This window comes from Clostridium cavendishii DSM 21758, from assembly GCF_900141845.1.
Taxonomy (GTDB): Bacteria; Bacillota; Clostridia; order Clostridiales; family Clostridiaceae; genus Clostridium_AG; species Clostridium_AG cavendishii.
Genome location: NZ_FQZB01000007.1, coordinates 55,588 through 73,537 on the forward strand (window position 1 = coordinate 55,588; position 17,950 = coordinate 73,537).

Annotated in this window: 19 protein-coding genes; 18 read left to right on the forward strand and 1 reads right to left on the reverse strand. The window is 30.1% G+C overall.

Features of this window, described 5'->3' with window-relative positions; genetic code table 11:
* Positions 1-85: 85 nt before the first annotated feature.
* The 13 genes from cutD to BUB01_RS07545 all read left to right on the forward strand — a co-directional run bounded on the left by cutD (position 86) and on the right by BUB01_RS07545 (position 8,881).
* Positions 86-1,039 (forward strand): choline TMA-lyase-activating enzyme, encoded by a 954-nt coding sequence (gene cutD / locus BUB01_RS07485; RefSeq protein ID WP_072986084.1) that lies wholly within the window; start codon positions 86-88, stop codon positions 1,037-1,039.
* 38 nt (positions 1,040-1,077) lie between these two features.
* Positions 1,078-1,431, forward strand: coding sequence for a BMC domain-containing protein (locus BUB01_RS07490; protein WP_072986085.1), 354 nt, complete (start codon positions 1,078-1,080; stop codon positions 1,429-1,431).
* A complete protein-coding gene (locus BUB01_RS07495; RefSeq protein ID WP_072986086.1) occupies positions 1,428-1,901 on the forward strand; it encodes a EutP/PduV family microcompartment system protein in 474 nt (157 codons plus the stop codon). The genes BUB01_RS07490 and BUB01_RS07495 overlap by 4 nt, the downstream gene beginning before the upstream one ends.
* Positions 1,885-2,547 carry a cobalamin adenosyltransferase gene (locus tag BUB01_RS07500; protein WP_072986087.1) on the forward strand — a complete coding sequence of 221 codons (663 nt, stop codon included), beginning with the start codon at positions 1,885-1,887 and terminating at the stop codon, positions 2,545-2,547. The genes BUB01_RS07495 and BUB01_RS07500 overlap by 17 nt, the downstream gene beginning before the upstream one ends.
* Positions 2,529-3,374 carry an ethanolamine utilization protein EutJ gene (gene eutJ, locus BUB01_RS07505; RefSeq protein WP_072986088.1) on the forward strand — a complete coding sequence of 282 codons (846 nt, stop codon included), beginning with the start codon at positions 2,529-2,531 and terminating at the stop codon, positions 3,372-3,374. The genes BUB01_RS07500 and eutJ overlap by 19 nt, the downstream gene beginning before the upstream one ends.
* Before the next feature lie 15 nt (positions 3,375-3,389).
* Entirely contained in the window at positions 3,390-3,692 is a 303-nt protein-coding gene (locus BUB01_RS07510) for a BMC domain-containing protein (protein WP_072986089.1), read from the forward strand.
* A complete protein-coding gene (locus tag BUB01_RS07515) occupies positions 3,689-3,952 on the forward strand; it encodes a EutN/CcmL family microcompartment protein (RefSeq protein ID WP_072986090.1) in 264 nt (87 codons plus the stop codon). The genes BUB01_RS07510 and BUB01_RS07515 overlap by 4 nt, the downstream gene beginning before the upstream one ends.
* 150 nt (positions 3,953-4,102) lie before the next feature.
* A complete protein-coding gene (locus tag BUB01_RS07520) occupies positions 4,103-4,762 on the forward strand; it encodes a cupin domain-containing protein (protein ID WP_072986091.1) in 660 nt (219 codons plus the stop codon).
* A 22-nt stretch (positions 4,763-4,784) separates the two neighbouring features.
* The gene (locus tag BUB01_RS23805; RefSeq protein ID WP_072986092.1) at positions 4,785-5,474 is read left to right on the forward strand and encodes a BMC domain-containing protein; all 690 of its coding nucleotides are present in this window, start codon (positions 4,785-4,787) and stop codon (positions 5,472-5,474) included.
* A 41-nt stretch (positions 5,475-5,515) separates the two neighbouring features.
* Positions 5,516-7,075, forward strand: a complete 1,560-nt coding sequence (locus tag BUB01_RS07530; RefSeq protein WP_072986093.1) for an acetaldehyde dehydrogenase (acetylating) — start codon at positions 5,516-5,518, stop codon at positions 7,073-7,075.
* On the forward strand, positions 7,076-7,729 hold the full coding sequence (locus BUB01_RS07535; RefSeq protein WP_072986094.1) for a phosphate propanoyltransferase: 654 nt from the start codon (positions 7,076-7,078) through the stop codon (positions 7,727-7,729).
* Between the two features lie 86 nt (positions 7,730-7,815).
* Entirely contained in the window at positions 7,816-8,106 is a 291-nt protein-coding gene (eutM, locus tag BUB01_RS07540) for an ethanolamine utilization microcompartment protein EutM (RefSeq protein ID WP_072986095.1), read from the forward strand.
* A gap of 235 nt (positions 8,107-8,341) precedes the next feature.
* Positions 8,342-8,881, forward strand: coding sequence for a fasciclin domain-containing protein (locus tag BUB01_RS07545; protein WP_072986096.1), 540 nt, complete (start codon positions 8,342-8,344; stop codon positions 8,879-8,881).
* A 62-nt stretch (positions 8,882-8,943) separates the two neighbouring features.
* Here the strand turns inward: BUB01_RS07545 and BUB01_RS07550 are convergent, their stop codons facing one another.
* Positions 8,944-9,408: a GreA/GreB family elongation factor gene (locus BUB01_RS07550; RefSeq protein WP_072986097.1), complete on the reverse strand. Its 465-nt coding sequence runs from the start codon at positions 9,406-9,408 to the stop codon at positions 8,944-8,946.
* Between the two features lie 407 nt (positions 9,409-9,815).
* On the opposite strand from BUB01_RS07550, the gene yyaC reads away from it, so the two are divergent.
* The 5 genes from yyaC (at position 9,816) to BUB01_RS07580 (ending at position 17,889) form a co-directional block, all read left to right on the forward strand.
* Positions 9,816-10,337: a spore protease YyaC gene (gene yyaC, locus BUB01_RS07555; protein ID WP_072986098.1), complete on the forward strand. Its 522-nt coding sequence runs from the start codon at positions 9,816-9,818 to the stop codon at positions 10,335-10,337.
* An 849-nt stretch (positions 10,338-11,186) separates the two neighbouring features.
* Complete coding sequence (locus tag BUB01_RS07565) at positions 11,187-12,335, forward strand: PucR family transcriptional regulator (protein ID WP_072986099.1); 1,149 nt, start codon at positions 11,187-11,189, stop codon at positions 12,333-12,335.
* A gap of 241 nt (positions 12,336-12,576) precedes the next feature.
* Positions 12,577-14,829 carry an ornithine decarboxylase gene (locus tag BUB01_RS07570; protein ID WP_072986100.1) on the forward strand — a complete coding sequence of 751 codons (2,253 nt, stop codon included), beginning with the start codon at positions 12,577-12,579 and terminating at the stop codon, positions 14,827-14,829.
* A gap of 90 nt (positions 14,830-14,919) precedes the next feature.
* Positions 14,920-16,254 (forward strand): putrescine-ornithine antiporter, encoded by a 1,335-nt coding sequence (gene potE, locus BUB01_RS07575; RefSeq protein WP_072986101.1) that lies wholly within the window; start codon positions 14,920-14,922, stop codon positions 16,252-16,254.
* Between the two features lie 258 nt (positions 16,255-16,512).
* Positions 16,513-17,889: an MATE family efflux transporter gene (locus tag BUB01_RS07580; RefSeq protein WP_072986102.1), complete on the forward strand. Its 1,377-nt coding sequence runs from the start codon at positions 16,513-16,515 to the stop codon at positions 17,887-17,889.
* Positions 17,890-17,950: the final 61 nt, after the last annotated feature.

A 17,950-nucleotide genomic window follows, 5' to 3' on the forward strand; every position in this document is an offset into this window, starting at 1 on the left:
AATTTAGTACTGGCATGCTTTAATGCATGCTAGTACGCAAATAATGTTTTTTAAACATAACAAATAAAACTGGAGATTGAATAGTATGAGTAATAGAAATTTAGGTGTAATGGAAAGAAAGGCAACAATTTTCAATATACAAAAATATAATATGTATGATGGCCCAGGGGTAAGAACTCTTATATTTTTCCAAGGATGTCCATTACGTTGTAAGTGGTGTGCTAATCCTGAAGGAATGATAAGAAAACATAGGGTTATGTTTAAGAGTAATTTATGTATTGATTGTGGTGCTTGTGAAACTGTTTGCCCCGTTGGAATACATACTATTTCAAATGAAACCTTAAAACATGAAGTAAACACCAGTATAGATTGTATTGGCTGTGGTAAATGTGTTGATGCATGTCTTAAGTCAGCAATATCTATAGTTGGGGAGACTAAAACAATTTCCGAACTTGTAGAAATTATAGAAGAAGATAGAGCATTTTATGAAGTTTCCGGTGGTGGAGTTACATTAGGTGGTGGAGAAGTACTAATGCAACCTGAAGCTGCTGCTAGTCTCCTTATGGCTTGCAAACAGGAAGGAATAAATACTGCAATAGAAACTTGTGGTTACGCAAAGTTAGAAGCAGTTCTTAAAGTTGCAGAGTTTACAGATTTATTCCTATTTGATATAAAGCATATTAATTCAGATACACATTTTAAGTTAACTGGAGTAAGAAATGAGCAAATTTTAGAAAATTTGAAAGAGCTTCTTATACGTAAGTACAATGTTAAGATTCGTATGCCTTTATTAAAAGGTGTGAATGATAGTAAAGATGATATTGAAAATACTATGAGGTTTTTAACTCCATTTAAAGAATATAAGAATTTTAAAGGTATTGATTTACTTCCATATCATAAGATGGGCGTAAATAAATATAATCAGTTAGGTATGGAATACCCTATAAATGGGGATCCAAGTTTAACAAATGAAGACTTAGATAGAATAGAGAATTGGATTAAAGATTACGATTTGCAGGTTAAAGTAATTCGTCACTAAATATTTTCAAATAGATAACAAGATGGAAGGTAATATTTATGGGAGAGTTTCTTGAAAGAAATATACAGCGTGTTATACAAGAATATGTACCTGGAAAACAGATTACTATAGCTCATGTTATTGCTTCACCAATGCATGATATATATGAAAGATTAGGCATTGATGAAAAAGGTGCTATAGGGATTTTAACATTAACTCCTTGTGAAACTGCTATTATTGCAGCAGATATTGCTACAAAGTTTGCAGATGTTGAGATTGGATTTTTAGATAGGTTTACAGGATCAGTTGTTATAAATGGTGATGTACAAAGCGTTGAAACTGCGCTGAATGCAGTAAATGATACGCTAAAGGACTTACTGGGATTTGCGCCAGCTCCCATTACAAGAACATGAGAAAGAAACGAATAATGGTGATAGGTCCTTCTCGTAGTGGAAAGACAACACTCGTAAATGCATTAAATAATTATAATGGTGAATTAAGAAGAACACAGGATATGATTTATGGAGAAAATACTATAGATGTGCCAGGCTCTTATATAGAAAATTCATGGATGTATAAGCATGTAATTGCAGCAGCTCAGGATGCATCTCATGTTCTGATGTTAATTGACCAATCTAGATGTACGGAAATTTACTCTCCAGGATTTGCAAAATCATTTAGATGCCCTGTAATTGGTGTAATAACAAAATCTGATTTGATGCCTGAAAATAGAGAAAAATGTATAAAACAACTAAAAAAAATAGGAATATCAGAGCCATATTTTAATGTCAGTTTTCCTAAGGGGACAGGTATTGATGCTTTGAAAAAATATTTATTTGAAGAAGGTAAAAGTAAAGGGGGCAATCATGAAATTTATTACTGAAGAGTATTTAAGAACCTTATATAAAAAAGAACCTTTTAGTATTTACAAATTAAATCACGGAGAGCGCCTTACACCTGGAGCAAGTCAATATCTTTCTGATAAGAGGATAAAGAGGCTAGATGATGTTTCTTGTAATAATGATAAGGTGGATGAGAAGAATAAATCTCAAACGTTACCCAATAAAGAAAGAGAGATTAAGAAGCTTTATTGTAAACTTAAATCTATTGAGGCATTATTCCTTGTTACTAGTAGTGAATTTATAAAGGAAGATGTTATTTTAGCACAAAGTATTATTGCTCTAAAAAAAAGGATTTCAAATGTAAGAAATTTTGTAGATGGAAAAAGTACAATAGAAGATTCAATTTGTAAAGAATGTAAAGGGATAGACCTAAATAATTTTTACGATGATATTGATGATTGTTTTGAAATTACAGAATTTCATATGCAATTAGAAAAAAGTAATCAAATTTTAAAATTAAATGTGCTACGTTGTGCGCTTCGTGAAATAGAACCTATTGTTTTTGAAATTTACGGAGATGATAACATGGGAGAAAAGATTATAAAGGATGTTAATTCAATTATTAATTTATTATCCCAAATAATTTGTTCAACTATTGGAGGGGAAAAATGTCAGAGAAAAGTTTAACTTTTGAATATTGTGATAAACTTGTTCAAGATTTTGAAGATGTTATAGAAAGACCAATTGTAGGTAATTCATCTACATATTATACAGGGGTTGATTTAGGAACTGCATATATAGTGTTAGCTGTCTTAGATGAAAATTATAGACCAGTTGCAGGAGCTTATAGAAATGCAAGTGTAGTTCGTGATGGTATGGTTGTTGATTATATTGGAGCAGTTAGGATTGTAAGAGAACTAAAACAAGAAATTGAGGAGAAATTAGGCACAGAATTGATTTATGCAGCTGCAGCCATTCCTCCAGGAACAGAAGGTTTAGACTCTGGAGCTATTAAAAATGTAGTACAGTCCGCTGGATTCGAATTAACAAACTTATTGGATGAACCTACTGCCGCAAATGAAGCACTTAAAATTCAAAATGGTGCAGTTATAGACATAGGTGGTGGAACAACAGGAATTTCTATTTTAAAAGATGGAAAGGTAATATATGTTGCTGATGAACCTACAGGTGGAACTCATTTTTCATTAGTTGTTTCAGGTGCATATGGAATGTCTTTCGAAGCTGCTGATTCATATAAAAGAGATTACAGCAATCATAAGGAATTATTGCCTGTACTAAAACCAGTGGTTGAAAAAGTTTCATCAATTATTAATAACCATGTAAATGGATATGATGTTAAGGAAATATCTTTAGTTGGAGGTACATGCTGTTTAGAAGGTATAGAAAAAATAATTGAAAATAAAACAGGAATATATACACATAAGCCTAAAAATCCTATGTTTGTTACTCCTTTAGGTATAGCACTTAGCTGTACAAAAGAAATAATTGAATAAGGAGAGTGTTTAAGTGTGGATTTCAGAATTATAAAATCACCTTCTGAATGTACTATAGATATTCTTAAACGGCGTATGGGAACTAACTGTAAAACTGATTTATCTAGTGTTGATGCAGTTGGACTTGTCCAAGGAAAACTTATAGAGATGATTTATGCAGCTGATATTGCTGAAAAAGCCGTTGGAGTTACAGTTGAAGATATAAGGGGAAGTTGTCCACAACATATGATTTTAATTGGAATATTTGGAGATACAGCGTCAGTTGAATCAGCAATTAACGAGATTAAGTTTAAGATGGAAGAGGGAAAAGTTTTATGATAGCAGCAAAACTTATTGATAATGTATGGGCAACTAGAAAAGCGGAATCGCTTAATGGTTTTAAATTTATGTTAGCTGAAGAAATTGGAGGCGTACATGCAGGAAGAAGGCTAATAGTAGTAGATATTATTAGTGCAGGTATAGGTGATAGAGTTATTGTTTGTACTGGATCTTCTGCTCGTAGAATGTTAGGAAATGATGATATTCCAGTTGATGCAGTTGTTGTAGGAATAATCGATGAAGATTGTAACTTTGGCTAGTCTTAGAGTATATATAGATACGCTTAAGTGATGGCCACGACTTAATTTTGTACTTCAAACTTACTCATACAAACGATAGTTAGTAGGAGTTTCATTATAAAATTTAAATATGAAGTAAATCTCAATATTATAATGAAAGGAAGTGATTATGTGAAAAAGTTAATCTGTGCAAAAGATGTTGATGAGTTAATAAAACAGGGACAAAAGGTAGTCCATATTGATAACAATATGATTATTACTCCAGCAGCTGAAGATTTAGCAAAAGCTAATAAAATAGTCTTTGCTAAAGGTTCTATTAAAAATGAATCAAAAAATTCAGAAATTACAAAGGACTTTATAAACAGCCTTGATAGTGAAATGCTTTTAAAGCTTTTTAGAGCTATGATGGACAAAGGTCTTTTAGAAGAAATGCTTAGTTGTCTAAACAAAAGTAAAACTCCATATGTTTCAGAATGTGATGCAGGGGGATTGAAAGTTGTTAGAGGCAATACAGTTAAAATGGATGTATTTGATACAGGAGATCCAAATGTAAAAGCTTACTATCAAGAGTTAGTAAGTAAAGAGGAATCTAAAATGAGTGCAGGTTTCCTTACAATTGAGGAATCTCGATTTGAATGGGAACTTACTTATGAAGAAATTGATTATGTTATAGAAGGTACTTTAACAGTAGAGATAAATGGAAAAACATTTACCGCTTATCCTGGAGATGTATTATTTGTTCCATCAGGTTCTAAGGTAGTTTGGGGGTCACCTGATAAGGCAAGGGTATTTTATGCTACATATCCTGCAAACTGGGCAGATCTCTTATAGTAAACTTAGGGAGGGTTAAAGTATGCAAGCACTTGGTTTAATAGAAACAAAAGGCCTATTAGCTGCTATAGAAAGTGTTGATGTAATGCTTAAAGCAGCAGATGTAAGTATTTTTGAAAAAACTTATGTAGGAGGCGGACTTGTTTCGGTTGCAGTAACCGGAGATGTAGGTGCAGTAAAGGCGGCAGTAGAAGCTGGAGCAGCAGCAGTTAAAAATTTGGATCCACAATTATTAGTTTCAGAGCATGTAATCCCACGTCCTCATAATGATCTTGATAATATAATTGGAATGGAAAATAAACAGCAATCTATTGAATATTATGATGAAGAAATAAAAGACAATGATAATATAGTAGAAATTTCAAATGAAACAGCTGAAATAGAAGAAGTGGAACTGCCAAAAGAAAATCTTTCAAAAGAAAATCTTTCAAAAGAAAATTTGCAAGAAGAAAAACTAAAAGAAGAAAACCTACAAGATAAGCAATTAAGTTATGTTCCAGAAATAGACATTAACAATATAAAGAAGGTTACTGTTGATAAACTAGTAGAAGAAATTGGTATAGACAAAACTATTGAAGTTTTAAATAAACTTACTGTATCAAAACTTAAGGAATTAATTCTTCAATATGAAAATATTAAAGTTACATCAGGAAAACTTTCTAAAGCAAGTAAGAAGTTATTAATAACTAAAATAAAAGAAAGTTATAAGTAATTTTAATAAAAAAGATATATTAAACAAGGGGGAACGGTAAAGTGGAAAATTTTGATAAAGACTTACGTTCAATACAACAAGCGAGAGACATTGCTCGTTTAGGAAAAATAGCAACAGAAAAGATTGCAGAGTATACTGAGGAACAAATTGATAAAATATTACGTAACATGGTTAAAGTTGCATCACAAAATGCAGTACTTCTAGCTGAAATGGCAGTTGAAGAAACTGGCTTTGGTAAAGTACAAGATAAAACTTATAAAAATTACCTAGCTTCTAATGTTTTATATGATTCAATTAAAGACATGAAAACTATAGGAATTGTTAAAGAAGATGAGGTTAATAAATTAATGGAAGTTGCAGAACCAGTTGGTTTAGTAATGGGTATAGTACCTTCAACAAATCCAACATCTACAACTATCTTTAAATCAATGATAGCTATTAAATCTCGTAATGCAATAGTATTCTCACCACATCCATCTGCTGCAAAATGTACAATTAAAGCAGCTACATTAATGAGAGATGCGGCTATAGAAGCTGGAGCACCTAAAGATATAGTTGGTTGTATAACAATGCCAAGCATTGGAGCTACAAATGAACTAATGAAGAGTAAAGAAGTTTCTGTAATAATAGCAACTGGTGGTCCTGGAATGGTAAAAGCAGCTTACAGTGCTGGAAAACCTGCACTTGGAGTTGGAGCAGGAAACTCTCCAGCATACATAGAAAGAACTGCTAATGTAGAGCAAGCTGTTAAAAATATTATTGCAAGTAAAACTTTTGACTACGGTACAATATGTGCATCAGAACAATCAATAATATGTGAAGAATGCAATCATGACCAAGTAGTTGCAGAGTTTAGAAAACAAGGCGCATATTTCATGACAGAAGAAGAAACAAAGAAAGTTTGTAGTCTATTATTTAAAAATGGACATAACATGAATGCTAAATTCGTGGGTAGATCTCCACAAGTTATAGCAAGTGCTGCAGGAATATGTATTCCAGAAGGAACAAAAGTGCTTATAGGTGAGCAAAAAGGTGTAGGTGATGGATATCCATTATCTTTTGAAAAGCTTACTACAGTACTTGCATTCTATACAGTGAAAAATTGGCATGAAGCATGTGAATTAAGTATAGAACTACTTCAAAATGGAATAGGACATACAATGAGTATTCATACTGAAGATAGAGAAGTGGTAAGACAATTTGCTAAGAAACCAGCATCTCGTATTTTAGTTAATACAGGTGGTACACAAGGTGGAACTGGTGCAAGCACAGGACTTGCTCCATCATTTACTCTAGGTTGTGGTACTTGGGGAGGAAGTTCAGTTTCTGAAAATGTTACTCCAATGCACCTAGTTAACATAAAAAGAGTTGCTTATGGATTAAAAGATTGTACAACATTAGTTTCTAATGATGAAACTTTCAAAAAGATTGCATCTGCTACTGATGTTTATTGTACAGATAACAAATGCTTAAACTTAAGTCCAGATCAATATGCAGCCCTATCAAAATGTACTAATTCTGATAATGGTAAAGGGGCAAATGATGAGCAACTTTTACAATTAGTTGATCAGTTAGTTAAGATAATGAAGGGGGAAAAATAAATGGATGATAGATGTGAAGCTATATTGAAGCTTTTACTGGAAGCTGTGCAAGCTAATAGCTCTAATACACAGCCACAAGATAATCCAGATGAAATACCAGTAGGAGTTTCAAATAGACATGTACATCTTTCACAGAAAGATTTAAATGTTCTGTTTGGTGAAGGTTATAATATAACAAAATTTAAAGATTTATCACAACCAGGACAATATGCATGTAAAGAAACTATAACTATTTGTGGACCTAAGGGCGCTATTGAAAAAGTTAGAATTCTTGGTCCTATAAGAAGTAAGACACAAGTTGAAGTTTTAACTGGAGATTGTTTTAAACTTGGTATTGCACCTCATACAAGACTATCAGGAAATCTATGCAATACACCGGGAATCACTTTAATTGGACCAAAAGGTTCAGTTCAAATCGAAGAAGGTGTAATGGTAGCACAAAGACATATTCATATGTCAACAGAAGATGCTATAAAATTTGGAGTTACTGATGGACAAGTAGTTTCCATACAATTTGGTGATATAAGAGGTGGAATCTACAATAATGTAGCTATAAGGGCAAATGATACTTCAGTACTTGAATGTCATATAGATACAGAAGAAGCAAACGCTATGAATATTAATGGTAAATCAAAAATTAAAATTATAAAATAGAAAATTGAAATTACAAAATAAAAGATTATAATATAAAATTTATAATATAAAAAATTAAAAATAAGGATTTTTAGGAGGATTTTAAAATGAAATATGATGCATTAGGAATGATCGAAACAAAAGGATTAGTAGGTTCAATAGAAGCAGCAGATGCTATGGTTAAGGCAGCAAATGTTTATTTAATAGGTAAAGAATATGTTGGTGGTGGATTAGTAACAGTTATGGTAAGAGGAGACGTAGGAGCTGTAAAAGCAGCTACTGATGCTGGTGCAGCAGCAGCACAACGTGTAGGAGAATTAATATCAGTTCACGTTATACCTCGTCCACATTCAGAAGTAGAAGTAATTCTTCCAACATCTAAAGAAATTGCAAAATAAGAAGAAACATTAATTCTTATCAGTATAAAGCGGATATCTATACATTAAAAAGTGGATTCTATTAGTGAATCCACTTTTTTATTTATATATAAAATAATGTTTTGAATTAAACTTATTAAGTGATTTTTGAGTATGATAGATTTACTGTTAGGGATAAAAATAATTTATTTAATAAATAAAAAAATAATTAACTTGGCATACTATTTAGGAATAAATTTAGAAAAGGAGTTTTAGTATGAAAAAGAAAATTAGGATAGTCATAGCTTTAACTGTAATTATATCATTATTTAATATTATTGGGTTAAATTGTTATGCTAACTCACAAGTTAAAAATCTATCACAAAAGGAGCAACAAGGTAAAGAACAAGATATTGTTGATATTGCTAGTAGTGATAGTAGATTTAAAACTTTGGTAACAGCTTTAAATGCTGCAGGATTAGTTGATACACTTAAAGGAAAGGGACCATTTACTGTATTTGCACCAACGGATGAAGCTTTTGCAAAACTTCCAAAGGGTATAGTTGAAAGCCTTCTAAAGCCAGAAAATAAAGATACACTTGTAAAAATTTTAACTTATCATGTTGCACCAGAAAAGCTTACTGCAGCGGAAGTAGTAAAATTAAATGGTAAGGAATTAAAGATGGTAAATGGTGATAAGGCTAAAATAGAAGTTAAAAATAATGAAGTATATATTGATGGAGCTAAGGTTATAGTTACTGATATTATAGCTAAAAATGGAGTAATACATGTAATAGATACAGTAATGACTAAATAATATTAATTTAAATTTTATTAATTAATATTAAAAATCCATGACAAATTGTCATGGATTTAATTTTATAATATTTCCAATACTTCTACTGTATATTTTCCACCAGGAGCATCAACTTCAACATTGTCACCAACCTTTTTGCCTGCTAATGCTTTTCCTAGATCAGATTCTATACTTATGAGCATATTTTCAGGATCTAAATCTAGAGTAGTTACTAAAGTTATAGTATCTTCATCACCGTCTTCTACAAATTTAATTCTAGCTTTACTGTTAATCCCTAAGACTGATTTATCTGCTTTTGAATCATCTATTACAGTTGCTGTTGAAATCATGGTTAATAAATATTGAATTCTATTATCGTTTTCTCTATAGTTTCTACAAGCTTCTTTGTATTCAGCATTTTCAGATCTATCACCATGAGCAGCAGCTACTAATTTTTCTTTAGCTATTTCAGCTCTTTTTACAGTCATTCTATAGTCTAATTCTTCTCTTAATTTTTTGATGTTTTCTTCAGTCAATATATTATTCATAAAAAGTTAGGCCTCCTATTAGTAGTTCATGTTAATATTATATAAATATATACAAGAAATTTAAAGGGTTATTAAAGGAAATTTCTATTCATTGACATTATTAAAAGTGTTTTTATAAAATAACTCCTTATTAATTAAAATTTAATTTTTATATGTATTTATTTAGATGTATAGAATATTAGCTTTAAATGATTAAAATCAAGCTGTTTAGAAATCATTTTTCATTTAATATTTTTGCTTTGCAGTTATAAAAGGCTTCACTTTTGTGTAAAAATAACTTATTATTGTATTAATATGGAATGAATTTTTTGTTTTACTTGTTACTTTTAAAAAGTAATATTAATAAAGAAAATATATCAGAATTTCTTTTGAAGATATAATTATAAATTTTGTAATGGGGTTTTAGTATGTTGTCATTGAGTGTTTATTATGAGGATGAAGATGCGTCAATTAAACTTGGAAAATTTATAAAAGAAATAATAAATATAAATGAAAAAGTAATAATTGTTTGCATAGGTACAGATAAATATATATGTGATTGTTTAGGACCTTTAGTGGGGTCTTTGCTTGTTGATAGTAAGATTCCTTTAAATGTTTATGGTGTATTAAATAATCCTATTCATTCAATTAATTTTGAAGAAACTACTAAAGAAATCATTAATTTATATCCAGACTATAAGATTATTGCAATTGATGGGTATTTGGGGAATGAAGAAGAAATAGGGTATATACATTTTGGAGAAGGTGGAATTAATCCAGGAGCTGCTGTTTATAAGAAGCATTCTCCAATAGGAGATTACGCAATTAAGGCTGTAATACAAAATGTAGAAGTAAGTGATTATTTATTAAAGTTACCTATTAGATTAAGGTACATTTTTAAAATTGCTACAATTATTAGAGATGCCTTTAAGTATGCGTATGAAATATAATTATTCATATAAGGTTAAAAATATAATTACACATCTTTTAATATTATTAATTTCTTATAATTTCTATTGAATTTAACGTTTAAAATTCACTTTATTCTAATTAAAAATAAGTTTAAAATTTTTTTGCAGTTATAAGCATTATTATTTGAAATTTGTCAAAAAAACATTTATAGTTATATTAACTATAAATTATTCTAAACCATTAAAGATTATCAATTTTAAAAAATCAATTTATAAAAAGACATCAATGCAAAATATTTAAATAGGGTAGAAATGAAGGTGTTAAACTAATAAAAACCTTAGATTATGTAACTGTTAATACAAAATGTGAAGAACATGAAAAATATAATGAACAGGTATTTCTTGATCTTTTATAAGGTAGTGCTTTCACAACATCTGAATTGCAATATAGTAAGGATTTTAGATAATGTACAAATTCATCATGCGAAGTCATTAGAATCATTTTAAATACTGTTAAAGATAGATTTTAGAGTATTTTGTTACTACCTTATAGTTCGCAACTTAATTTAATTGAAAGGTTATGAAGACGGTCAAAGTCTTCAGTGATTAATAATGTATTTTTCTCTTCTTTACCAAGAGTCAAAGTTAAAGTATAAATAATTGTAAAAAATACAAATGCAATTATTACTCAAACGATAGATAAAATATGTGTTAGAACGTAGAAAAATTATATTACAACAAATATATATATTGAAATTTTAAATCTATATTTATATTAATACATTTGTTAAAACTAAAATAAAAAGTATTAGATTTAATTTATAGAAAACGTATTACAATATATATTAAAAAACTTTTTAAATTTTAATTAACAGAGGAGGAAGTTTTATGGCTATAACTGTAACTGAAGCTTTAGAACTTGAAATACTTAATGGATTTAATGTTATTGCGGGTAAAGGTGGACTTTCAAAACCAATAACTAATGTAGCAGTTTGGGATTATGAAACCGGAGACTTAATAAAAAAGAATTTTAGACAAGGCGATTTTGCATTAAGTACACTTGTTGCAATAAAGGATAATATAAATGAACTTTATCAAAGTGTTGAAAAAATGATAGAAATTGGAATAACTTGTCTTGCCATTAAAAATATATATTTTGATTATATTCCGGATGATGTAATTAAACTTGCTAATAAAAGTGATTTTCCAATAATGCTATTTGAGAATACATTTACTGAAGATGTAATTGTACATGTTAATAAAGCTATTGTTAAAAAACAAGAGCATGAAAATTTAGCATTACAAATAAATAAAATTCTATATGATAATTTAAACGATATAAGTATAAAAAAAATAGCACTTAATATTAATTCTAATTTTAAGGAAAAAAATATAATAGCTTTTTGTAAGAAGAAGAAAAAGAAAAAACTTACAGTTTTGGAAAAACGTTTTCATTATGAAGAAAATGACCCTTTTAGTAAAGTTATTCCATATAAGGATGGATATCTTGTTATTAATACTTTTGAAGAAATAAGTAATAAAGATATAGATAGTTTCATTTTAAGAAGGATGGAATGGCTGGGATTTTCTAAGAAAGACTATGTTATAGGTATAAGTAGTTTGCATGAAAGTTTAACAAAATTAAATAATTCAATACAAGAATGTTTATATGCTTATAAGTATTCAATAACATATAATAAAGACGTTTCATTCTTTTTAAAAATGGGTATTAATAAGTTATTCATACCTATTCTTGATAATCCATGGGTAATAAAATATTACAATGAAATGATAGAACCATTAATTAAATATGATGAAAATAATGAAACTGAATTATTAAAAACAGCTATAAAATATATTGAAAATAATGGTGATATAAAAGCTACTGCCGAAGAATTGTTTCAGCATGGTAATACTGTTAGATATAGAATAGACAAAATAAACAAAATTATTAAAGAACATTGTCAAAGTGAACATTTTTATGAAGAACTTGCTGTAGCCGTTAGAATATATACTTTGTTACATTGTTGTTTGTAATTTTTACAATAAATTATGTTTTTTAATTTGAATTATTACAAAACCCAAATGTCAAAAAATGTTGTATTATATGCGTGTAAGGAGATTTAATAAATTGATATTCATTAAATTTGTACAAGCTTTTTTAATATAGTTATAAAAGGAATTATTTACATTAAAAGGGTTTTATTTTTAAAATTACAAATTAGTGGATACAATTTAATGACATTATTTTATAAGTAGTATGGGAGGAAAGAAAGATATGAAAAAATTAAAGATTGCTTACACAGTAGAATCGAAAGAGTATTTTTCAACTGAAAGAGAATTAGTTTTAGCTGAGAACACAGACTTTACAGATGTGGCAGCACTAGTAGTAACTGATTCAGATTTAGATCTAATTAATGCTGCATATGATACAAAGTTTGGGGTTCCAATATTTGTTGTTTTAAAAAGTGGAGAAAAGCTTAATAGTGAATTAGCACAAAAAGTTTACCGTGTAATTGATGGAAATAGTTTTGATGGTAATCTTTACAGCAGAGTAATTGAAAGTGCTGCATCACAATATGAAGAAAAGATGTTACCTCCATTTTTCAAAGCGTTAAGTAATTATGTAGAAAGAGGAAACGTACAATTTGATTGTCCTGGACATCAAGGAGGTCAATATTTCCGTAAACACCCTGCAGGTAGATATCTTTATGAATTCTATGGTGAGAACGTTTTTAGGGCAGATATTTGTAATGCAGACGTTGCATTAGGAGATTTATTAATTCATGAAGGTCCAGCAGTAGATGCTGAACAAAATGCTGCAAGAATATACAATGCAGATAAAACTTATTTTGTAATGAATGGAACAAGTGCTTCTAATACTGTAGTTGTAGGCTCAGCGGTTTCACCTGGAGACTTAGTTTTATTCGATAGAAATAACCACAAATCAATATATAACTCAGCTCTAGTACAAAATGGAGGTATTCCAGTATATTTAGAAACTGGACGTAATCCATACGGATTCATTGGTGGTATAGATGCTCATTGCTTCGATGAAGAATATTTAAGAAAAGAAATAAGCAAAGTGGCTCCAGAAAAAGCTAATGCTAAGAGACCATTTAGATTAGCAGTAATTCAACTTGGAACTTATGATGGAACTATTTATAATGCTAGACAAGTTGTTGAAAAAATAGGACATCTTTGTGATTATATATTATTTGACTCTGCATGGGTTGGATATGAACAGTTTATTCCAATGATGAGAGATTGCTCACCTTTATTATTAGAATTAAATGAAAATGATCCTGGAATATTTGTAACACAATCTATTCATAAGCAACAAGCTGGTTTCTCACAAGCATCTCAAATACACAAGAAAGATAGTCATATAAAAGGACAACGTAGATACATAGACCATAAGAGATTCAATAATTCATTTATGTTATATGCTTCAACTAGCCCATTCTATCCATTATATTCAACATTAGATGTAAATGCTAGAATGCAAGAAGGGGAAGCAGGTAAACGTCTATGGGCTGATTGTGTAAAATTAGGTGTTGAAGCTAGAAAATCTGTTATAAAAAATTGTTCAATGATAAAACCATTTATTCCACCAGTTGTAAATGGAAAGAGATGGGAAGAATATAATACAGAAGAAATTGCTAATAACATTGATTTCTTCAGATTCGTACCAGGAGAAAAATGGCATGCATTTGAAGGATATGGTGAAAATCAATACTTTGTTGACCCTAACAAGTTTATGTTAACAACACCAGGAATAGATGCTACAACTGGTGAATATGAAGATTTTGGTATACCAGCTACTATTCTTGCAAATTATTTAAGAGAAGTTGGAATTATACCAGAAAAGAATGACTTAAACTCAATATTATTCTTATTAACTCCAGCAGAAACTGCAACCAAGATGGAAAATCTTGTGGCTCAATTTGTTAGATTTGAAGAACTTGTAAAAGAAGATGCCCCATTAAGTGAAGTATTACCAACACTTTATAATAAGAACATCAATCGTTATAAAGGATATACAATTAGAAGACTATGTCAAGAAATGCATGACTTCTATAAAAACAGTGATGCAAAGACATATCAAAAGAGATTATTTAGATCAGAACATTTACCAGAAAGAGGAGTTGTTTATGATACAGTAAACAATGCTGCTTTAGATGAAGTTGCATTAGGTGCTGAATCAGTTAGGACTGATTTACCTACTAGAGTAATGACTGCTCAAGATGCTAAATGGGCATTAACAAGAAATAATGCAAAACTAGTTCCATTAGAAAATATTGTAGGAGAAATAGCATTAGAAGGTGCACTTCCATATCCACCAGGAGTATTTTGTGTTGTTCCTGGAGAAGTTTGGAGTGAAACAGCTCAAAAATACTTTACAATACTACAAGATGGAATTAATCAATTCCCTGGCTTTGCTCCAGAAATTCAAGGAGTATATCTTGAAAATCAAGAAGATGGAAATGTTAAGGCATACGGATACGTATTAGATAAAAAAATGATTTAATGATGTAGTAGCTTATAAGTTTTGTATAAGCTACTCATTATAAATGATTAATCAAAGCCTTATAAAACATTAAAACAGGGGGAAAAAACTATGGGAAAACAAAAAAATAAAATGAGTGTAGTACAGTTAACTATGATAACTGCAATAAATATGATGGGTTCTGGAATAATAATGCTTCCAACTAAACTAGCTGAGGTTGGAACAATGTCAATTCTTTCATGGGTAGTTACAGGTATTGGATCAATGGCATTAGCTTATGCTTTTGCTCAATGCGGTATGTTTAGCCGTAAATCTGGTGGTATGGGTGGATACGCAGAATACGCTCACGGAAAATCAGGTAGTTTTATGGCAAACTATTCTTATGGATTATCATTAGTAATTGCCAATATAGCAATAGCGATATCTGCTGTAGGGTATGCATCGGTATTATTTGATATAAAATTATCTCCACTTACAGTAGGTATATGTACAATATTTACTTTATGGTTAGCTACAGTACTTAATTTTGGTGGGGCAAGTATTACTGGAAAACTTGGATCATTTACTGTATGGGGAGTAATTATTCCTGTATTAGTTATGTCGACTGTAGGTTGGTTCTGGTTTAGCGGTTCACAATATGCGGCTGCTTGGAATCCTCATAATTTTTCATTCTTTGATGGTATTGGTAAATCCATTTCAATAACTTTATGGGCTTTCTTAGGACTTGAATCTGCTTCTGCAAATATGGATGCAGTTGATAATCCAAAAAGAAATGTTCCTATAGCTTGCTTAGGAGGAACTATAGGAGCTGCATTAATATATATTATATCAACAAACGTTATTGCTGGTATAGTTCCAAATGCAGACTTATTAAACACTAATGCACCATTTGGATTAGCTTTTGCTTCAATGTTTAGTCCAGTTGTAGGTAAGATTGTTATGGGTATGATGGTTCTTTCATGCTTTGGTTCTTTATTAGGATGGCAATTTACAATTGCTGGTGTATTTAGAACATCTGCAGTAGAAGGATATTTTCCAAAAATATTTGGAAAAGTTACAAAAACCGGAACTCCTATTATGGGAATGGTTATTATTACTATAGCACAATCTTTACTTGCATTAATGACAATTAGTCCAACTCTGGCTAAACAATTTGACGTGTTAGTAAATTTAGCGGTTGTTACGAATGTTATTCCTTATTTACTATCAATGGCAGCAGTACATGTAATAATGAAGTCAGAAGGTGTACCAGATAAAAAAGTAAAGGTAACTACATTTATTTCAGTGATAGCCTCAATTTATAGCTTATATGCTCTTTACTCTTCAGGTTTAGAACCAATGTTCTATGGAGCAATAGTAACCTTTGCTGGTTGGACATTATATGGTTTTGTTTCACATCGTTTTGATTTAAAGAAAAATGAAAATGTAAAAAATGTAAGTGCATAGTATTGTTAAAAGACACCTAAATTTATATTAACTTTATATAACTGCCTTAAAATGATTTTAATAAGTTATTTTAAGGTAGTTTTTATGTATGAAGAATTCTAATTGTGAAAAAATTAAGATAATTAAGTAATCTATAAATTAAAATTATAGGTTACTTTTTTGTATATTTTCTGATTTTATTATAGAATAAATTAAGTATAAAGGATAACTAAGAAAGTTATGAAAAATAATTTTATATAAGTATATAAAGGAGTAATAATGAAAAATAGAGAAGATTTGGTAAATGGAAGTATTGTAAAATCATTAATTAAGTTATCCATACCTATAATGGGAACGTCCTTTATTCAAATGGCTTACAATATGATAGATATGATTTGGCTTGGAAGACTTGGAAGTAAGGCGGTAGCTGGAGTTGGAACAGCAAGTTTTTTTACATGGTTTGGAATGTCACTTGTATTTGTATCTAAAGTTGGAGCTGAAATAGGGGTAGCACAGTCAGTTGGAAGCGGAGATGAAGCCTCTGCAAAGGAGTATGTCAAAAATAGCATACAGTTAAATATAATTTTAGGTATAGTTTATGGATTGTTTATGATTGTATTTAGGAAACAATTAATAGGATTCTTTAATTTAGGTGATGAAGAAGTTATTGATATGGCATATACATTTTTAGTAATCATAGCAGTAGGAACTAATTTTAATTTTATTAATCCATTGCTTACTGGTATTTGTAATGGAGGTGGAGATTCTAAAACTCCATTCAAAATAAACACCTTAGGACTTATATTTAATATTGTTGCAGATCCATTTCTCATATTTGGTATAGGACCATTTCCAGCATTAGGAGTAAAGGGGGCAGCGATAGCTACAGTATTAGCGCAGGTATTAGTAACAATATGTTTCATATATTCATTAAAGAACAGAACAGAAACATATTTTAAAGTTAAGTTACTTAAAAAGTTAAATCCTATTTATTTAAAAAAGATATGTAAATTAGGAGTACCTGTATCACTTCAGAATGGCTTATTTTCATTTTTTGCTATGTGTATAGCTAGAGTAATTTCTGGGTATGGACCTACTGCCATTGCAGTGCAGAAGGTTGGCGCACAAATTGAAGCTATTTCATGGATGACCGCTGGAGGATTTTCTACAGCTTTAAGTGCATTTGTGGGACAGAACTTTGGGGCTAACAAGTGGAAGAGGATTTATAAAGGTTATTATGCAACTTTAGGAATTGCAAGTTGCGTTGGGATAATTACTACGTTACTTTTAGTGTTTGGTGGAGGAACTATATTTAAATTTTTTATACCCGAAAGTGAAGCAATAAGAATGGGGACAGTGTATTTGATTATACTTGGGTATTCTCAACTGTTTATGTGCATAGAGATTACAACAACAGGAGCTTTTAATGGACTTGGAAAAACAATATATCCTTCTATAGTTAGTATAATATTTACTGGTCTAAGGGTACCAGCAGCTATATATTTAGCAACACCTGATAGGTTGGGGTTAAATGGAGTATGGTGGAGTATATCATTAAGTAGTGTTTTAAAGGGAGTTATACTTACAAGTTTATTTGCTTTTATGGTATTGTTACCTAATAAAAAAAGGTTAATAGAAGAGAGTTCTGCTAATTAAATTTGAAAGTTTAGAAGTTTAATAATAAAATATTAAAAAAGGTATGGCAGTTATTGTCATA

What these genes read in the sequence shown, in the direction of transcription:
- BUB01_RS07490 (WP_072986085.1), top strand. Translation starts at nt 1,078, where the DNA reads ATGGGAGAGTTTCTTGAAAGAAATATACAGCGTGTTATACAAGAATAT.
- BUB01_RS07545 (WP_072986096.1), top strand. Translation starts at nt 8,342, where the DNA reads ATGAAAAAGAAAATTAGGATAGTCATAGCTTTAACTGTAATTATATCA.
- BUB01_RS07535 (WP_072986094.1), top strand. Translation starts at nt 7,076, where the DNA reads ATGGATGATAGATGTGAAGCTATATTGAAGCTTTTACTGGAAGCTGTG.
- yyaC (WP_072986098.1), top strand. Translation starts at nt 9,816, where the DNA reads ATGTTGTCATTGAGTGTTTATTATGAGGATGAAGATGCGTCAATTAAA.
- eutJ (WP_072986088.1), top strand. Translation starts at nt 2,529, where the DNA reads ATGTCAGAGAAAAGTTTAACTTTTGAATATTGTGATAAACTTGTTCAA.
- BUB01_RS07570 (WP_072986100.1), top strand. Translation starts at nt 12,577, where the DNA reads ATGAAAAAATTAAAGATTGCTTACACAGTAGAATCGAAAGAGTATTTT.
- BUB01_RS07565 (WP_072986099.1), top strand. Translation starts at nt 11,187, where the DNA reads ATGGCTATAACTGTAACTGAAGCTTTAGAACTTGAAATACTTAATGGA.
- cutD (WP_072986084.1), top strand. Translation starts at nt 86, where the DNA reads ATGAGTAATAGAAATTTAGGTGTAATGGAAAGAAAGGCAACAATTTTC.
- BUB01_RS07580 (WP_072986102.1), top strand. Translation starts at nt 16,513, where the DNA reads ATGAAAAATAGAGAAGATTTGGTAAATGGAAGTATTGTAAAATCATTA.
- eutM (WP_072986095.1), top strand. Translation starts at nt 7,816, where the DNA reads ATGAAATATGATGCATTAGGAATGATCGAAACAAAAGGATTAGTAGGT.
- BUB01_RS23805 (WP_072986092.1), top strand. Translation starts at nt 4,785, where the DNA reads ATGCAAGCACTTGGTTTAATAGAAACAAAAGGCCTATTAGCTGCTATA.
- BUB01_RS07550 (WP_072986097.1), bottom strand. Translation starts at nt 9,408, where the DNA reads ATGAATAATATATTGACTGAAGAAAACATCAAAAAATTAAGAGAAGAA.
- BUB01_RS07515 (WP_072986090.1), top strand. Translation starts at nt 3,689, where the DNA reads ATGATAGCAGCAAAACTTATTGATAATGTATGGGCAACTAGAAAAGCG.
- BUB01_RS07495 (WP_072986086.1), top strand. Translation starts at nt 1,428, where the DNA reads ATGAGAAAGAAACGAATAATGGTGATAGGTCCTTCTCGTAGTGGAAAG.
- potE (WP_072986101.1), top strand. Translation starts at nt 14,920, where the DNA reads ATGGGAAAACAAAAAAATAAAATGAGTGTAGTACAGTTAACTATGATA.
- BUB01_RS07500 (WP_072986087.1), top strand. Translation starts at nt 1,885, where the DNA reads ATGAAATTTATTACTGAAGAGTATTTAAGAACCTTATATAAAAAAGAA.